The organism is Streptomyces sp. NPDC002324, from assembly GCF_053593335.1.
Genome location: NZ_JBSFCF010000040.1, coordinates 1 through 15,742, shown reverse-complemented (window position 1 = coordinate 15,742; position 15,742 = coordinate 1). Strand labels below are relative to the sequence as shown.

The 15,742-nt window shown below is 70.7% G+C and carries 15 protein-coding genes; all 15 read left to right on the top strand.

The window, feature by feature from the left end; all coding sequences use genetic code 11:
• Window positions 1–128 precede the first annotated feature (128 nt).
• The gene (gene pgsA / locus ACWCRJ_RS36010) at window positions 129–869 is read left to right on the top strand and encodes a phosphatidylinositol phosphate synthase (RefSeq protein WP_450943226.1); all 741 of its coding nucleotides are present in this window, start codon (window positions 129–131) and stop codon (window positions 867–869) included.
• Window positions 866–1,879, top strand: coding sequence for a phosphatidylinositol mannoside acyltransferase (locus tag ACWCRJ_RS36005; RefSeq protein ID WP_450943225.1), 1,014 nt, complete (start codon window positions 866–868; stop codon window positions 1,877–1,879). Before pgsA ends, ACWCRJ_RS36005 begins: the two co-directional genes overlap by 4 nt.
• Entirely contained in the window at window positions 1,876–3,036 is a 1,161-nt protein-coding gene (locus tag ACWCRJ_RS36000) for a glycosyltransferase family 4 protein (protein WP_450943224.1), read from the top strand. The genes ACWCRJ_RS36005 and ACWCRJ_RS36000 overlap by 4 nt, the downstream gene beginning before the upstream one ends.
• A gap of 83 nt (window positions 3,037–3,119) precedes the next feature.
• Complete coding sequence (locus ACWCRJ_RS35995) at window positions 3,120–3,665, top strand: hypothetical protein (RefSeq protein ID WP_450943223.1); 546 nt, start codon at window positions 3,120–3,122, stop codon at window positions 3,663–3,665.
• A gap of 252 nt (window positions 3,666–3,917) precedes the next feature.
• Window positions 3,918–4,766: a pyridoxal 5'-phosphate synthase lyase subunit PdxS gene (gene pdxS, locus ACWCRJ_RS35990; RefSeq protein WP_450943273.1), complete on the top strand. Its 849-nt coding sequence runs from the start codon at window positions 3,918–3,920 to the stop codon at window positions 4,764–4,766.
• A gap of 6 nt (window positions 4,767–4,772) precedes the next feature.
• Complete coding sequence (gene pdxT / locus ACWCRJ_RS35985) at window positions 4,773–5,381, top strand: pyridoxal 5'-phosphate synthase glutaminase subunit PdxT (RefSeq protein WP_450943222.1); 609 nt, start codon at window positions 4,773–4,775, stop codon at window positions 5,379–5,381.
• Between the two features lie 49 nt (window positions 5,382–5,430).
• Window positions 5,431–6,183, top strand: a complete 753-nt coding sequence (locus ACWCRJ_RS35980) for a YebC/PmpR family DNA-binding transcriptional regulator (protein WP_013005004.1) — start codon at window positions 5,431–5,433, stop codon at window positions 6,181–6,183.
• 143 nt (window positions 6,184–6,326) lie between these two features.
• Window positions 6,327–6,914, top strand: coding sequence for a crossover junction endodeoxyribonuclease RuvC (gene ruvC / locus ACWCRJ_RS35975; protein ID WP_450943221.1), 588 nt, complete (start codon window positions 6,327–6,329; stop codon window positions 6,912–6,914).
• The gene (gene ruvA / locus ACWCRJ_RS35970; RefSeq protein WP_450943220.1) at window positions 6,911–7,516 is read left to right on the top strand and encodes a Holliday junction branch migration protein RuvA; all 606 of its coding nucleotides are present in this window, start codon (window positions 6,911–6,913) and stop codon (window positions 7,514–7,516) included. Before ruvC ends, ruvA begins: the two co-directional genes overlap by 4 nt.
• Before the next feature lie 85 nt (window positions 7,517–7,601).
• The gene (gene ruvB / locus ACWCRJ_RS35965; protein WP_005485433.1) at window positions 7,602–8,672 is read left to right on the top strand and encodes a Holliday junction branch migration DNA helicase RuvB; all 1,071 of its coding nucleotides are present in this window, start codon (window positions 7,602–7,604) and stop codon (window positions 8,670–8,672) included.
• A 174-nt stretch (window positions 8,673–8,846) separates the two neighbouring features.
• The gene (yajC, locus tag ACWCRJ_RS35960) at window positions 8,847–9,356 is read left to right on the top strand and encodes a preprotein translocase subunit YajC (RefSeq protein WP_450943219.1); all 510 of its coding nucleotides are present in this window, start codon (window positions 8,847–8,849) and stop codon (window positions 9,354–9,356) included.
• Between the two features lie 131 nt (window positions 9,357–9,487).
• Window positions 9,488–11,266: a protein translocase subunit SecD gene (gene secD, locus ACWCRJ_RS35955; RefSeq protein WP_450943218.1), complete on the top strand. Its 1,779-nt coding sequence runs from the start codon at window positions 9,488–9,490 to the stop codon at window positions 11,264–11,266.
• A gap of 1 nt (window position 11,267) precedes the next feature.
• Window positions 11,268–12,365: a protein translocase subunit SecF gene (gene secF, locus ACWCRJ_RS35950; protein WP_450943217.1), complete on the top strand. Its 1,098-nt coding sequence runs from the start codon at window positions 11,268–11,270 to the stop codon at window positions 12,363–12,365.
• Window positions 12,362–12,910, top strand: coding sequence for an adenine phosphoribosyltransferase (locus ACWCRJ_RS35945; RefSeq protein ID WP_450943216.1), 549 nt, complete (start codon window positions 12,362–12,364; stop codon window positions 12,908–12,910). The genes secF and ACWCRJ_RS35945 overlap by 4 nt, the downstream gene beginning before the upstream one ends.
• A gap of 236 nt (window positions 12,911–13,146) precedes the next feature.
• Window positions 13,147–15,696, top strand: coding sequence for a RelA/SpoT family protein (locus ACWCRJ_RS35940; protein WP_450943215.1), 2,550 nt, complete (start codon window positions 13,147–13,149; stop codon window positions 15,694–15,696).
• Window positions 15,697–15,742: the final 46 nt, after the last annotated feature.

Sequence of the window (15,742 nt, the reverse complement as noted above, 5' to 3'; positions counted from 1 at the left end):
TCGAGCTTTCCACTCGCGTCACCGCGCGTCCATACGAGGGACGGGATCGCTCCCCACGGCCCGGGGACACGGCGGGCTGGTGCCCGACGGTCGTACACGCGCGCGCGTGGCTACGATGGGCCAGCCGGATGGCCAACAGGGGCCACGCGGCGACACCGACCCTCGGGAAGGCCATGCTGAACAAGTACGCGCGTGCATTCTTCACGCGTGTCCTCACACCGTTCGCCGCGTTTCTGATCCGCAGGGGGGTCAGCCCCGACACGGTCACCCTCATCGGCACCGCCGGAGTGATCGCGGGCGCGTTGGTCTTCTACCCCCGGGGCGAGTTCTTCTGGGGCACGATCGTCATCACGCTCTTCGTCTTCTCGGACCTCGTCGACGGCAACATGGCCCGTCAGATGGGCCGTTCCAGCCGGTGGGGTGCCTTCCTCGACTCCACGCTCGACCGGGTCGCCGACGGCGCGATCTTCGGCGGCTTCGCCCTCTGGTACGCGGGCAAGGGCGACGACCTCGCCCTGTGCGCCGTGTCGATCTTCTGCCTGGCGAGCGGCCAGGTCGTGTCCTACACCAAGGCGCGCGGTGAGTCGATCGGTCTGCCGGTGGCGGTCAACGGACTCGTGGAGCGTGCAGAGCGACTGGTGATCTCGCTGGTGGCGGCCGGTCTCTCCGGTCTGCACGCGTTCGGTGTGCCGGGCATCGACGTCCTGCTGCCGATCGCCCTGTGGATCGTCGCCGTCGGCAGTCTCGTCACCCTGATCCAGCGTGTCGTCACCGTCCGTCGCGAGTCCGCCGAGGCGGAGGCGGAGGCGGCCGCCGCGACCGCGCAGGAGACGCCGGACAGCGCCAGGAACAGCGAGGCGACCCCGTGAGCGCTCTGCGGGAGCGGGCGGCCGACGGGCTGTACGGCCTCGGCTGGGCCACCGTCAGGAAACTCCCGGAGCCCGTCGCCGTACGCCTCGGCCGGACGATCGCCGACGCCACCTGGAAGCGGCGCGGCCCTCTCGTACGCCGCCTGGAATCCAACTACGCGCGCGTGGTGCCCGGCGCGAGCCCCGAGCGCCTCGCCGAGCTGTCCCGGGCCGGAATGCGCTCCTACCTGCGCTACTGGATGGAGTCCTTCCGCCTTCCCGCATGGAGCGAGGAGCGCATAAGGACCGGCGTCACCGTCAAGGACGTGCACCGCCTCACCGACGGCCTCGCCGCCGGCCGGGGCGTCGTCCTCGCCCTGCCGCACCTCGCCAACTGGGACCTCGCGGGCGCCTGGGTCACCACCGAGCTGAAGACCCCGTTCACGACGGTCGCCGAACGCCTCAAGCCCGAGACGCTCTACGACCGCTTCGTCGCCTACCGCGAGGGCCTCGGCATGGAGGTTCTCCCGCACACCGGCGGCTCCACCTTCGGCACCCTCGCGCGGCGGCTGCGCGACGGCGGGCTGGTCTGCCTGGTCGCCGACCGTGACCTGTCCGCGTCCGGCGTGGAGGTCGACTTCTTCGGCGAGCCCACCCGGATGCCCGCCGGACCGGCCCTCCTCGCCCAGCAGACCGGCGCGCTGCTGCTGCCGGTGACCCTCTGGTACGACGACTCGCCCGTGATGCGAGGACGCGTGCACGCCCCGATCGAGGTACCCGGGACAGGTACCCGAGCCGAGAAGACGTCCGTCATGACACAGGCGCTGGCGGACGCCTTCGCCACCGGCATCGCCGACCACCCGGAGGACTGGCACATGCTCCAGCGCTTGTGGCTCGCGGACCTGGACCCCGCGAAACGCCCCGACGGCCCAGGGAAAGCGGCGCCGGACCCCGCGCCGGACCCCGCGCCGGGTCCCGGGCGGGGCGCCGCGCCGGACGTCGAGAGCGGTTCCGGGAAGGGACACGCGTGAAGATCGGGATCGTCTGCCCGTACTCCTGGGACGTGCCCGGGGGAGTCCAGTTCCACATTCGCGACCTGGCCGACCACCTCGTCCGCCTCGGCCACGAGGTCTCGGTCCTCGCCCCCGCCGACGACGACACGCCGCTGCCGCCGTACGTCGTCTCGGCGGGCCGCGCGGTCCCGGTGCCCTACAACGGCTCGGTGGCCCGCCTGAACTTCGGCTTCCTGTCGGCGGCCCGGGTGCGGCGCTGGCTGCACGACGGCACGTTCGACGTGATCCACATCCATGAGCCGGCCTCCCCCTCGCTCGGCCTGCTGGCCTGCTGGGCCGCCCAGGGACCGATCGTCGCCACCTTCCACACCTCCAACCCGCGCTCCCGGGCGATGATCGCCGCGTACCCGATCCTGCAGCCCGCGCTGGAGAAGATCAGCGCGCGGATCGCCGTGAGCGAGTACGCCCGCCGCACCCTGGTCGAACACCTGGGCGGCGACGCGGTCGTCATCCCGAACGGCGTCGACGTCGACTTCTTCGCCCGCGCCAAGCCCCACCCCGACTGGCAGGGCGACACCCTCGGCTTCGTCGGCCGCATCGACGAACCCCGCAAGGGGCTCCCGGTGCTGATGAAGGCCCTCCCCAGGATCTTCGCCGAGCGCCCCCGGACCCGGCTGCTGGTCGCCGGGCGCGGTGACGAGGAGGAGGCGGTGGCGACGCTGCCCAAGGAACTGCGCTCCCGCGTGGAGTTCCTCGGCATGGTCAGCGACGAGGACAAGGCCCGCTTCCTGCGCAGCGTCGACCTCTACGTCGCCCCCAACACCGGCGGCGAGAGCTTCGGCATCATCCTCGTCGAGGCCATGTCCGCGGGCGCCCCCGTCCTCGCCTCCGACCTCGACGCCTTCGCCCAGGTCCTCGACCAGGGCAGCGCGGGCGAGCTGTTCGCCAACGAGGACGCGGACGCCCTGGCGACGGCCGCCGTACGCCTGCTCGGCGACCCGGACCGGCGCGCCGAACTCCGCGCCCGTGGCAGCGCGCACGTCCGGCGTTTCGACTGGTCGACCGTCGGCGCCGACATCCTCGGCGTCTACGAGACGGTCACGGAGGGGGCGGCCTCGGTGGCGGCGGACGAACGGGTGGGGCTGCGGGCCCGGTTGGGGCTGGCCCGGGACTGAGTACGCGGCGGTCGCGGGGGCCCCTCGGGCGGCTTTCACCTCGTATGCGGCGTTGATGGGCACCGGTAGTAGCCTTGCCGCCCGTGACTTCCACACTCATCTGGATCGCTGTCGTCCTCTTCGCGATCGGTCTGTATCTGAGCTGGACCGCGGGACGCCTCGACCGACTGCACGCGCGCATCGACGCCGCCCGCGCCGCGCTCGACGCGCAACTGCTGCGCCGGGCGTCGGTCGCCCAGGAACTGGCCACCTCCGGGGTGCTGGACCCGGCCGCCTCGATCGTCCTCTACGAGGCGGCCCACGCGGCGCGGCAGGCCGAGGAGGAGCAGCGCGAGGTCGCCGAGAGCGAGCTGAGCCAGGCGTTGCGGGCCGTGCTCGCGGAAGCGCAGCAGGTGGAGGTGGTACGGGAGGCGCCGGGCGGGGAGGACGCCGCGAACGAGCTGGCGCAGGCCGTGCGCCGGGTGCCGATGGCCCGGCGTTTCCACAACGACGCGGTGCGGGCGGCGCGTGCGCTGCGGCGGCATCGCACGGTGCGGTGGTTCCGGCTCGCCGGGCACGCCCCGTTCCCGCTCGCCTTCGAGATGGACGACGAGCCGCCGACGGCGTTGGCCGACCGGGCGACCGCGTGAGGTCTTCGGGCGCCTGAGGGGGTGGGGGTGCGTGGTTCGTCGGCGCACCCGACAAGGCGCCTCCACAAAACGATCCACCGCCTCCCCATTGGCCCTTGCAGTGGACTGCACTCCTCGCGTTTCCTCGGTGACTGCAGAGATTGCAGCAACCCTCTTCCCCGAGCTTCCCCCGAGCGAGGTCAACCCGTGTCCAGCACGCTCTCCCCCTCCGCCCAGACCCCCGAGACCGGCACCGCCCGCGTGAAGCGCGGCATGGCCGAGCAGCTCAAGGGCGGTGTGATCATGGACGTCGTCACCCCCGAGCAGGCCAAGATCGCCGAGGACGCGGGCGCCGTCGCCGTCATGGCCCTGGAGCGGGTCCCCGCCGACATCCGCAAGGACGGCGGCGTGGCCCGGATGTCCGACCCGGACATGATCGAGGGCATCATCGAGGCCGTCTCCATCCCGGTCATGGCCAAGTCCCGCATCGGCCACTTCGTCGAGGCCCAGGTCCTGCAGTCCCTCGGCGTGGACTACATCGACGAGTCCGAGGTCCTCACCCCGGCCGACGAGGTCAACCACAGCGACAAGTTCGCGTTCACGACCCCGTTCGTCTGCGGCGCCACCAACCTGGGCGAGGCCCTGCGCCGCATCGCCGAGGGCGCCGCGATGATCCGTTCCAAGGGCGAGGCCGGCACCGGCAACGTCGTCGAGGCCGTCCGCCACCTGCGCCAGATCAAGAACGAGATCGCCCGCCTGCGCGGCTACGACAACAACGAGCTGTACGCCGCCGCCAAGGAGCTGCGCGCCCCGTACGAGCTGGTCAAGGAGGTCTCCGAGCTGGGCAAGCTCCCGGTGGTCCTCTTCTCCGCCGGTGGCGTGGCGACCCCCGCCGACGCCGCGCTGATGCGCCAGCTCGGTGCCGAGGGCGTCTTCGTCGGCTCCGGCATCTTCAAGTCCGGCGACCCGGCCAAGCGCGCCGCCGCCATCGTGAAGGCCACCACCTTCTACGACGACCCGAAGATCATCGCGGACGCCTCCCGCAACCTGGGCGAGGCCATGGTCGGCATCAACTGCGACACCCTCCCCGAGTCCGAGCGCTACGCGAACCGGGGCTGGTAAGCACCCATGAGCGACACCCCCGTCATAGGCGTCCTGGCCCTCCAGGGCGACGTGCGGGAGCACCTCGTCGCCCTGGCCGCGGCCGACGCCGTGGCCAGGCCGGTGCGGCGCCCCGAGGAACTCGCCGAGGTGGACGGCCTCGTCATCCCCGGCGGCGAGTCCACCACCATCTCCAAGCTGGCCGTGCTCTTCGGCGTGATGGAGCCCCTCCGCGCGCGCGTGCGCGAAGGCCTGCCCGTCTACGGCACCTGCGCCGGACTGATCATGCTCGCCGACAAGATCCTCGACCCGCGTTCGGGCCAGGAGACGATCGGCGGCATCGACATGATCGTGCGCCGCAACGCCTTCGGCCGGCAGAACGAGTCCTTCGAGGCGGCGGTCGACGTCAGGGGCGTCGAGGGCGCCCCCGTCGAGGGCGTCTTCATCCGTGCCCCCTGGGTCGAGTCCGTGGGCGCCCGGACGGAGGTGCTGGCCGAGCACGAGGGCCACATCGTCGCCGTACGTCAGGGCAACGCCCTCGCCACGTCGTTCCACCCGGAGCTGACCGGCGACCACCGGCTGCACGCGCTGTTCGTCGAGATGGTGCGCGCGAACAGGGCGGCGGAGTCCTTGTAGGATCTCTGGGGTTCGTTGCAGAGATGGGTTACGCGAAGGAGACAGGCAGATGTCCGGCCACTCTAAATGGGCTACGACGAAGCACAAGAAGGCCGTGATCGATGCCAAGCGCGGCAAGCTCTTCGCGAAGCTGATCAAGAACATCGAGGTCGCGGCCCGGATGGGCGGCGTCGACATCGAGGGCAACCCGACCCTGTACGACGCCATCCAGAAGGCGAAGAAGCAGTCGGTCCCCAACAAGAACATCGACTCCGCGGTCAAGCGCGGTGGCGGCCTCGAGGCCGGCGGCGCCGACTACGAGACGATCATGTACGAGGGCTACGGGCCGAACGGTGTCGCGGTGCTCATCGAGTGCCTCACCGACAACCGCAACCGCGCCGCCTCCGACGTCCGTGTCGCCATGACCCGCAACGGCGGCTCGATGGCCGACCCGGGCTCCGTGTCGTACCTCTTCAACCGCAAGGGCGTCGTCATCGTCCCCAAGGGCGAGCTGTCCGAGGACGACGTCCTGGAGGTCGTGCTCGACGCGGGCGCCGAGGAGGTCAACGACCTGGGCGAGGCGTTCGAGGTGCTCAGCGAGGCCACCGACATGGTCGCGGTCCGCACCTCCCTCCAGGAAGCCGGGATCGACTACGACTCCGCCGAGGCCAACTTCGTCCCGACCATGCAGGTCGAGCTGGACGAGGAGGGCGCCAGGAAGATCTTCAAGCTGATCGACGCCCTGGAGGACAGCGACGACGTGCAGAACGTCTTCGCCAACTTCGACGTGAGCGACGACGTCATGGCCAAGGTCGACGCGTAGGTCTCCGCCAGGAGCCGGACGAACTCCGGGGCCGCAGGGCCTCGACGGGCCGACGGGACACACCCCGTCGGCCCGTCGCGCTGTCGGCCGTTGTCAGTGGCACCCGATAGCCTGCACAAACAGGTGGTCGATGGGAGGGGCGCGTGCGCGTACTGGGGGTGGACCCGGGGCTGACCCGTTGCGGTGTCGGGGTCGTGGAAGGCGTCGCCGGGCGGCCGCTCACCATGCTCGGCGTCGGTGTCGTCCGCACGCCCGCGGACGCGGAGTTGGGGCACCGTCTCGTCGCGATCGAGCAGGGCATCGAGCAGTGGCTCGACGAGCACCGCCCCGAATGCGTCGCCGTGGAACGGGTGTTCAGCCAGCACAACGTACGCACGGTCATGGGCACCGCCCAGGCCAGCGCCGTCGCGATGCTCTGCGCCGCCCGCCGCGGCATCCCCGTCGCCCTGCACACCCCGAGCGAGGTCAAGGCCGCCGTCACCGGCAGCGGCCGCGCCGACAAGGCCCAGGTCGGGGCCATGGTCACCCGCCTCCTCCGGCTCGACGCACCCCCGAAGCCCGCGGACGCCGCCGACGCCCTCGCCCTCGCCATCTGCCACATCTGGCGGGCCCCCGCACAGAACCGCCTCCAGCAGGCCGTCGCCCTGCACGCGACCAAGACGTCGAACGCGTCGAACGCGCAGCGTGCGGCGAAGGCGGCACCGAACGCACTGAAAGGCCGTACGGCATGATCGCCTTCGTCAGCGGCACGGTCGCCGCACTCGCCCCCGACACCGCCGTGATCGAGGTGGGCGGGGTCGGCATGGCCCTGCAGTGCACGCCGAACACCCTGTCCACCCTGCGGCTCGGACAGCCGGCCAAGCTCGCCACCTCCCTCGTCGTACGGGAGGACTCGCTCACCCTGTACGGATTCGTGGACGACGACGAACGCCAGGTCTTCCAACTGCTGCAGACCGCGAGCGGGGTCGGCCCGCGCCTGGCCCAGGCGATGCTCGGGGTGCACACCCCCGACGCACTGCGCCGAGCCGTGGCCACCGGTGACGAGAAGGCGCTGATCGCCGTCCCCGGCATCGGCAGGAAGGGCGCCCAGAAGCTGCTGCTCGAACTGAAGGACCGCCTCGGCGAGCCCATCGGCGCCCCCGCGATCGGCGCCCCGGTCACCCAGGGCTGGCGCGACCAGTTGCACGCCGCCCTGATCGGCCTCGGGTACGCCACCCGCGAGGCCGACGAGGCCGTGGCGGCCGTCGCCCCCCAGGCCGAGGCCGCCGAAGGCACGCCCCAGGTCGGCCAGTTGCTGAAGGCGGCACTCCAGACCCTCAACAGAGCGCGCTGACCGGCCTGTTCGAGGCCTCGTACCCGTCCCGCACGACCGGTACGGCCCACCCGCTCCCTCCGACCGCGACCGCGAGGCACACGCAATGAACTGGGACGACACGACCGACGACACCGCCGCCGAGCGGCTGGTGGGCTCTGTCGCCGACCGTGAGGACCAGGCCGTCGAGGCCGCCCTGCGCCCCAAGGACCTGGACGAGTTCATCGGTCAGGAGAAGGTCCGTGAACAGCTCGACCTCGTCCTGCGTGCCGCACGCGCGCGCGGGGCCACGGCCGACCACGTGCTGCTCTCCGGCGCCCCCGGCCTCGGCAAGACCACCCTCTCGATGATCATCGCGGCCGAGATGGGCGCCCCCATCCGGATCACCTCCGGCCCCGCCATCCAGCACGCCGGCGACCTCGCCGCGATCCTCTCCTCCCTGCAGGAGGGCGAGGTCCTCTTCCTCGACGAGATCCACCGCATGTCCCGGCCCGCCGAGGAGATGCTGTACATGGCGATGGAGGACTTCCGCGTCGACGTGATCGTCGGCAAGGGCCCCGGCGCCACCGCGATCCCCCTCGAACTGCCGCCCTTCACCCTGGTCGGCGCCACCACGCGCGCGGGACTGCTGCCGCCGCCGCTGCGCGACCGCTTCGGCTTCACCGCGCACATGGAGTTCTACGAGCCCGCCGAGCTGGAGCGGGTCATCCACCGCTCGGCGAGCCTCCTCGACGTCGAGATCGACCCGGCCGGTGCCGCGGAGATCGCGGGCCGCTCGCGCGGCACCCCCCGTATCGCCAACCGCCTGCTGCGCCGCGTCCGGGACTACGCGCAGGTCAAGGCGGACGGCTTCATCACGCGCGACATCGCCGGGGCCGCCCTCGCCGTCTACGAGGTGGACGGCCGCGGCCTCGACCGCCTCGACCGGGGCGTCCTCGAAGCGCTGCTCAAGCTGTTCGGCGGCGGACCCGTCGGCCTGTCCACCCTCGCCGTCGCCGTGGGGGAGGAGCGCGAGACCGTCGAGGAGGTCGCCGAGCCCTTCCTCGTCCGTGAGGGACTGCTCGCCCGGACCCCCCGCGGCCGGGTGGCGACCCCCGCCGCCTGGGCCCACCTCGGACTCACCCCGCCACGCGGCACGACCGGCGGAAACGGACAACAGGACCTGTTCGGGGCGTGACCCTCTCGTGACGGCGCGGTACTCGCCCGGCATGGAACCCCGGTGACATGCTGTGCGTTGTTCCATCACGGCGGACTCGCTTAGACTCCGCCGATGCCGCCCCTGTCGGCAGCGCACACACCCCCAACCATCAGGCCGCTCGCCATCGCGGTCGTGTGAAGGAAGTTCCGACCCGTGAGTCTCGTGACCCTCCTCCCGTTCATCGTGCTCATCGGGGCCATGATCCTGATGACCCGATCGGCCAAGAAGAAGCAGCAGCAGGCCGTCGACATGCGGAACCAGTTGCAGCCCGGTTCCGGCGTCCGCACGATCGGGGGCATGTACGCGACCGTCAAGGAGGTCAGCGAGGACACTCTCCTCCTCGACGCCGGGCCGGGCGTCGAGCTGCTGTTCGCCAAGAACGCCATCGGTGCCGTCCTCAGCGACGAGGAGTACAACCGGATCGTCCACGGCATCGAGCACGACCTGAAGTCCGATGTCGTCCCCGACGACGCCTCCGCCCTCACCGAGACCGACGAGCCCTCCGACGACGCTTCCGCCGCTTCCGACGACAAGCCCATCGACCTCGGCAAGAAGGACGCGTCCGACGACGTGACCGACGAGACCGCCGAGGCGAAGGACGACGACACCAAGTCCGTCGAAGCAGAGCCGAAGAAGACCGACGGCGAGTCCGACGCGAAGTAGTCACGTCCCGGGAGTGCGAGCGAGAACCGCCCGCGCCCCGGGAACGTGCCGTTTTCGCCCGGATTCCCGACACCAGTCATGGCCGCCCCCGCGCTGACCCCGCCCGGCGGCCCGAGAGGGAGTACGAGAAGGTGGCAGCACCGAAGAAGGGCCGGAGCGCGAGTGCCCAGAGCAAGCCTGGGCGCGCGCTGGCCCTCATCCTGATCGCCCTTGTGGCGCTCACCGGGGGAATGTTCGCCTCCGGACACACCAAGCCGCGTCTCGGCATCGACCTCGCCGGTGGTACGAGCATCACACTGACGGCGGTCAACGAGCCGGGCGAGCCCAACGCGATCAACAAGACCAACATGGACACCGCGGTCGAGATCATGAACCGCCGTGTCAACGGTCTGGGTGTGTCGGAAGCCGAGGTCCAGACCCAGGGCAGCGACAACATCATTGTCAACATTCCCAAGGGCACGGATTCCGAAGAGGCCAGGGACCAGGTCGGCACCACCGCGAAGCTGTACTTCCGCCCGGTTCTCCAGAGCCAGATCGGCTCCGGCGCGACCCAGACTCCGAGCGGCTCGCCGAGCACAGGCGCCAGTGGCAGCGGCTCGCCGAGCCCGTCGAAGTCCGACGGCAAGGACGAGGCCACCGAGCCCGGGGCCGGTGACTCCGCCAGCCCGTCGTCCTCCGCCACGTCCCAGGGCCGTGCGGTCACCGACGCGCTGAAGGCCGACCCCACGCCCTCCGGCAGCGGGTCCGCGTCCGCCAAGGCCACCGGCAGCGCCTCGCCGTCGGCGAGCCCCAGCGTCGACCCGGAGACCCAGGCGCTCCAGGCCAAGTTCGCCGCCCTGGACTGCAACGACCCCAAGCAGCGTGCCAAGGCCGGCAAGGGCAAGACCACCGACGTCGTCGTGGCCTGCGGCCAGGACAACGGTGCCTGGAGCAAGTTCGTGCTCGGCCCGGTCGGGGTCGACGGCACCGAGGTCGACAAGGCCAAGGCGCTGCTCGACACGCAGAACGGCACCGGCTGGCAGGTCGTCATGGACTTCGACTCCAAGGGAGCGAAGAAGTTCGCCGACATCACCGGCCAGCTGGCGACCCAGACCTCCCCGCAGAACGAGTTCGCGATCGTCCTGGACGACGAGGTCGTCTCCCACCCCTACGTGCGCGCGGCGGTCACCGGCGGCAACGCCGAGATCTCCGGCAGCTTCACGCAGGAGGAGGCCCAGAACCTCGCCAACATGCTGTCCTACGGCGCGCTCCCGCTGACCTTCAAGGAGTCCAGCGTCACCACCGTCAGCCCCGCGCTCGGCGGTGACCAGCTGCACGCCGGTCTGATCGCCGGCGCGATCGGTCTGGCCCTGGTCATGGTCTACCTGATCGCCTACTACCGCGGTCTGTCGCTGATCGCCATCGCCTCGCTGCTGATGTCGGCGGCCCTGACCTACGTGCTCATGGCGCTGCTCGGTCCGGCCATCGGCTTCGCGCTGAACCTCCCGGCGGTCTGCGGTGCGATCGTCGCGATCGGTATCACGGCGGACTCGTTCATCGTGTACTTCGAACGCGTACGGGACGAGATCCGCGAGGGCCGCACGCTGCGCCCCGCCGTCGAGCGGGCATGGCCGCGCGCCCGGCGCACCATCCTGGTCTCCGACTTCGTGTCGTTCCTCTCCGCCGCGGTGCTCTTCGTCGTCACCGTCGGAAAGGTCCAGGGCTTCGCGTTCACGCTCGGTCTGACGACCGTGCTCGACGTCGTCGTCGTCTTCTTCTTCACGAAGCCGCTCCTGACGCTGCTGGCCCGCACCAAGTTCTTCGGCAACGGCCACAGCTGGTCCGGGCTCGACCCCAAGCGGCTGGGAGCCCGGCCGCCGCTGCGCCGCACCCGCCGTCCCGCCGTCCCCGCCGACCCGAAGGAGGCCTGAGATGTCGAAGCTCGGTGACCTCGGAGCCCGACTCCACCGCGGCGAGGTCGGTTACGACTTCGTCGGCAACCGCAAGATCTGGTACGGCGTCTCGATCCTGATCACCATCACGGCCATCGTCGGCCTGGCGGTGCGCGGCCTGAGCATGGGCATCGAATTCCAGGGCGGCGCCGTCTTCACCACGGAGCGGACGAGCGTCTCGGTCGCCCAGGCCGAGAAGTACGCGGAGGAGGCCTCCGGCCACGACGCGATCGTGCAGAAGCTCGGCAACGACACCCTGCGCATCCAGATCTCCGGCGTGGACACGGCCAAGTCCGACGAGATCCAGAAAGAGCTCGCCAAGGACCTCAAGGTCGACGCGGACACGATCAACGCCGACCTGGTCGGCCCCAGTTGGGGTGAGCAGATCGCCACCAAGGCCTGGCAGGGCCTCGCGATCTTCCTGGTCCTCGTGGTGATCTACCTGGCGATCGCGTTCGAGTTCCGGATGGCCATCGCCGCGTTCGTCGCCCTGATCCACGACATCACGATCACGATCGGTATCTACGCCCTCGTCGGCTTCGAGGTGACGCCGGGCACGGTGATCGGTCTGCTCACGATCCTCGGTTACTCGCTGTACGACACCGTCGTCGTCTTCGACAGCCTCAAGGAGCAGACGAAGGACATCACCAAGCAGAACCGCTGGACGTACGCCGAGATCGCCAACCGTTCGATCAACAGCACCCTGGTGCGGTCGATCAACACCACCGTGGTCGCGCTGCTGCCGGTCGCCGGTCTGCTGTTCATCGGTGGCGGTGTCCTCGGCGCCGGCATGCTCAACGACATCTCGCTGTCGCTCTTCGTCGGCCTCGCGGCCGGTGCGTACTCGTCGATCTTCATCGCCACGCCGCTCGTCGCCGACCTCAAGGAGCGCGAGCCGCAGCTGAAGGCCCTCAAGAAGCGCGTCCTCGCCAAGCGGGCCCAGGCCGAGCACGGCGGCGCGGACCCGGCGGACGACGACGCGTACGACGACGAGCCGACGGACGCCACCCCCGCGGTGGTGGGCCCCCGGGCCCAGTCCGGGAGCCGCAGCCGCGGCCGGGGCGGGAAGCGACGATGACCGAGCTCGCGGAAGTCACGACGCTGCTGCTCAGCCGCATCCGGGACGTCGCCGACCACCCGGAGCCGGGCGTGATGTTCAAGGACATCACCCCGCTGCTGGCCGACCCGACGGCGTTCACCGCCCTGACGGACGCGCTGGCGGAGCTGACCGTGCGGCACGGCGCCACGAAGATCGTCGGCCTGGAGGCCCGGGGCTTCATCCTGGGCGCCCCGGCCGCCGTCCGCGCGGGCGTCGGCTTCATCCCCGTACGCAAGGCGGGCAAGCTCCCCGGAGCCACGCTCAGCCAGGCCTACGACCTGGAGTACGGCTCTGCCGAGATCGAGGTGCACGCCGAGGACCTGGCCGCGGGCGACCGCGTCATGGTCATCGACGACGTCCTCGCCACCGGTGGCACCGCCGAGGCCTCCCTCCAGCTGATCCGCCGCGCGGGCGCCGAGGTCGCGGGTGTCGCGGTGCTGATGGAGCTGTCCTTCCTGGCGGGCCGGCGGCGTCTGGAGTCCGCGCTGGCCGGGGCGCCGCTGGAGGCCCTGATCACCGTCTGAGCACAGCCGACGACCGCGCCGAGGGCGCCCCGGGACGTTTCCCGGGGCGCCCTTCGCCGTCCGACGCCCCCGCATCCGAAGGGATGGGCGGCTCCCAGGAATCCGCAGGCCGCCCCTCGTGTTGCAGGGGTAGACGTCCCTCACAGTGGCCTGAAGGCGATCCTGGGACGCGGGATCGCTACCATGGGTGCTCCGGAGCCTGACCGGGGGACCCGGATCGCGCACGAGGAGCCCTCTTGGCAGACGAGGCCCAGCACCTGACCGCCGCCAAGCCCGAGTCCGCCTCGGGCCCCGCGGCCAAGCCCGCGCAGGACGAGACGAAGCCCGCGAACCCCGCGACGGCGAAGTCCGCGCAGAGCCCGGTCGAGCACGCCCAGTCCGCGCCCGCCGACAAGGCCGCGGGCTCCTCGCGCCCCAAGCCGGACCCGGCCGACAGCACCGCTCCCGCGCCCGCACCCCGCCCCGCGGCCACGGGCCAGCCCGCGCGCTCCGGCTCCTCCAACCGCGTGCGCGCCCGCCTCGCCCGTCTCGGCGTGCAGCGCTCCAACCCGTACAACCCGGTCCTGGAGCCGCTGCTGCGGATCGTGCGCGGCAACGACCCGAAGATCGAGACGGCGACGCTGCGCCAGATCGAGAAGGCCTACCAGGTCGCCGAGCGCTGGCACCGCGGCCAGAAGCGCAAGAGCGGCGACCCGTACATCACGCACCCCCTCGCGGTGACCACGATCCTCGCCGAGCTGGGTATGGATCCGGCCACTCTGATGGCCGGTCTGCTGCACGACACGGTCGAGGACACCGAGTACGGCCTCGACCAGCTCCGCCGCGACTTCGGCGACTCCGTCGGTCTCCTCGTCGACGGCGTCACCAAGCTGGACAAGGTCAAGTTCGGCGAGGCCGCCCAGGCCGAGACCGTGCGCAAGATGGTCGTCGCCATGGCCAAGGACCCCCGCGTCCTGGTCATCAAGCTCGCCGACCGCCTGCACAACATGCGCACCATGCGCTACCTCAAGCGCGAGAAGCAGGAGAAGAAGGCGCGCGAGACCCTGGAGATCTACGCGCCCCTCGCCCACCGCCTGGGCATGAACACCATCAAGTGGGAGCTGGAGGACCTCGCCTTCGCGATCCTCTACCCCAAGATGTACGACGAGATCGTCCGCCTGGTGGCCGAGCGGGCACCGAAGCGTGACGAGTACCTGGCCATAGTGACCGACGAGGTCCAGCAGGACCTGCGGGCCGCCCGCATCAAGGCGACCGTCACCGGCCGCCCCAAGCACTACTACAGCGTCTACCAGAAGATGATCGTCCGCGGTCGCGACTTCGCGGAGATCTACGACCTGGTCGGCATTCGCGTTTTGGTGGACACGGTCCGCGACTGCTACGCGGCCCTGGGCACCGTCCACGCCCGCTGGAACCCGGTTCCGGGGCGGTTCAAGGACTACATCGCGATGCCCAAGTTCAACATGTACCAGTCGCTGCACACGACGGTCATCGGACCCAACGGCAAGCCGGTCGAACTCCAGATCCGGACGTTCGACATGCACCGCCGCGCCGAGTACGGCATCGCCGCGCACTGGAAGTACAAGCAGGAGGCCGTCGCCGGTGCCTCCAAGGTGCGCTCGGACCAGCCGCGGACCACCGGCAAGGACGACCACCTCAACGACATGGCCTGGCTGCGGCAGCTGCTGGACTGGCAGAAGGAGACCGAGGACCCCGGCGAGTTCCTGGAGTCCCTGCGCTTCGACCTGTCCCGCAACGAGGTCTTCGTCTTCACGCCCAAGGGCGACGTGATAGCGCTGCCGGCCGGCGCGACACCGGTGGACTTCTCGTACGCGGTGCACACCGAGGTGGGCCACCGCACCATAGGGGCCCGCGTCAACGGACGTCTCGTCCCGCTGGAATCGACCCTGGACAACGGCGACCTCGTGGAGGTCTTCACGTCCAAGGCGGCCGGAGCCGGACCGTCCCGGGACTGGCTGAACTTCGTCAAGTCCCCGAGGGCCCGCAACAAGATCCGCGGCTGGTTCTCCAAGGAGCGGCGCGACGAGGCCATCGAGCAGGGCAAGGACGCCATCGTCCGCGCCATGCGCAAGCAGAACCTGCCGATCCAGCGCATCCTCACCGGAGACTCGCTCGTCACCCTCGCCCATGAGATGCGCTACCCGGACATCTCCGCCCTCTACGCGGCCATCGGCGAGGGCCATGTCTCCGCCCAGAGCGTCGTGCAGAAGCTCGTCCAGGCACTCGGCGGCGAGGAGGCGGCCACCGAGGAGATCGACGAGTCGGTACCGCCCACCCACGGCCGCAGCCGCAAGCGCCGCGGCAGCAACGACCCCGGTGTCGTGGTCAAGGGCGTCGACGACGTCTGGGTCAAGCTCGCCCGCTGTTGCACCCCCGTCCCCGGCGACCCCATCATCGGCTTCGTCACCCGCGGCAGCGGCGTGTCGGTGCACCGCAACGACTGCGTCAACATCGAGTCGCTCTCACGCGAACCCGAGCGGATCCTCGAAGTCGAGTGGGCGCCCACCCAGTCCTCGGTCTTCCTCGTGGCCATACAGGTCGAGGCCCTGGACCGCAGCAGGCTGCTCTCGGACGTCACCCGCGTCCTGTCCGACCAGCACGTCAACATCCTCTCCGCCGCCGTCCAGACCTCCCGCGACCGCGTCGCCACCTCCCGGTTCACCTTCGAGATGGGCGACCCGAAGCACCTGGGCCACGTCCTGAAGGCCGTACGCGGTGTCGAGGGCGTCTACGACGTGTACCGGGTGACCTCGGCGCGCAGGCCGTAGACCCGGCCCGGCACGGACGAGAGGGGCTCCCGCACGAATCGTGCGG